The organism is Aliivibrio sp. SR45-2, assembly GCF_963890165.1.
GTDB lineage: Bacteria > Pseudomonadota > Gammaproteobacteria > Enterobacterales > Vibrionaceae > Aliivibrio > Aliivibrio salmonicida.
In genome coordinates, this window is sequence record NZ_CAWPRC010000051.1 from 1 (window position 1) to 1,774 (window position 1,774).

At 30.5% G+C, this 1,774-nt stretch carries 1 protein-coding gene; it reads left to right on the forward strand.

Going from position 1 to position 1,774, the window contains the following annotated elements; genetic code table 11:
- Nucleotides 1-1,638, forward strand: a 1,638-nt coding sequence (locus AACV33_RS02520) for a heparinase II/III domain-containing protein (protein WP_182700718.1), incomplete at its 5' end; no start/stop codon positions are given.
- Nucleotides 1,639-1,774 lie beyond the last annotated feature (136 nt).

The window sequence follows — 1,774 nt, forward strand, 5'->3', positions numbered from 1 at the left end:
TTTTTATCAAATGGGAAAGAAAAATACCGAAATGATTTTAAAATTCGGGTTTTTTCTAATGAAAAATATCTATCTCAAGAAGATATAATGTTAATTTTAAATTCGGGACATATTAAAATCTTTCATTCTTTTTTTAAAATAGATATAGATTCTGGTTATGATGTTAAATTCGATTGGGAAATAGGAAGGCTTAATTTTTTGATTGCTTATGCCATTAATGATTCAAATATGGATAAGCAGTTAGTATTAGATCTGTTAAAAACAGAAGCGCTTAAGTCTACAGGGTTTGGGGTTCAATGGAAATGCGCAATGGATGTTGCTTTGCGTGTAATTAATGTATCTTTAATAAATGATTTCTATAGTGATAAATATAAAATAAATGTTATTTATAATGAATTTATTGTTAATTCAATTGATTATATAGTTTTAAACCTAGAAAAATATGGTTCATGGAGAGGGAATCATTATTTAACGAACTTGGTTGGTATCTTAGTTGTTTGCGCTCATATTGATAGTAATAAATATAATAAAATGTTTGATTTTGCACTAGCTGAATTATTAATTGAGTTAGATCGGCAGTTCTTATCTGATGGAACTAACTTTGAAGGTTCTACGGCTTATCACCATTTTGGTTTAGAATTATTATCTGTTGTACATACTGTATTGATGAAAATAGATTATAGTGCTAGGAAACAGCATTATAAATCCCCATATTTATTAACTAATCTTGGTATTAAAAAATGTGTATATGACATATCACTTTTTACTAATATCATTGCAAAACTTAAATCTAAAATACTAAAAGGTCTTGAATTTTCTATTGCTAGTTTAGATAGCAGGGGAAGGCTGATTCAAATTGGAGATAATGACTCAGGTAAGGTGTTTAGAACCTGTTACACCGAATGTCATAACCCTGAGTTTTATGCTGATATTGTTTATCAAATTAATGAGTCTTTGAGAACCGGCAAGTTTCCATGCCGTGTTGAAAGTGAGCAATTTTATATTAATTATGTTGAGGCACTACGAAAAAACAAAACTACTAATCAAGAAAGCTTCAAAGATACTGGATTTGAAACTGCGTATTTAAAAGCAAATAAAGTATCTAAACGTTTATATACATTCGAGATTAAAGATATTCGTTTTCCCACTTCGCTGGAATATTTTGAGGATTTTGGCTTAGTGGTTGCACGTAGTAAGGATTCAGTTTTTACATTCCGTTGTGGGGCAATAGGGCAGTTAGGTAAAGGTGGACATGATCATTATGATCAACTGTCTATAACACTAAATGATTCAGGTGAAAGAGTTATTGCTGATCCTGGGGTAGGTTGCTATACAAGAGATACTTCAATCAGAAATCGTTATCGATCATCAAAAGCACACTTTGGGCTTATTTCAAAAGGAGAGGTAGATGATTATAGTAACGTGTTTAGTATCAACTCTACTCCTTCAACATTGCTTACTCTTCATGATAATAAAATATTAGGAAAGCAAGTAGTTAATAATGTAGAAAAATATCGATCTATTGAGTTTGAGCAAGGTCGAGTAATAATTAAAGATTTAGTCATTAATGGTGAGATATTAGAGCAATATGAAAAAATACCTTATTCACCTGGTTATGGAATAATTGAAAATGAGTAAAATAGTTTTACATATCCACCAGAAGTTTTTACCTTACCAAGGTGGCTCTACGCAGAGGTTATTAAATTTAATTCAAGATGCAACTGATGAATATGAACATATCGTTGTCTGTGAAAACTCTGAGAAGGTTGAGTTT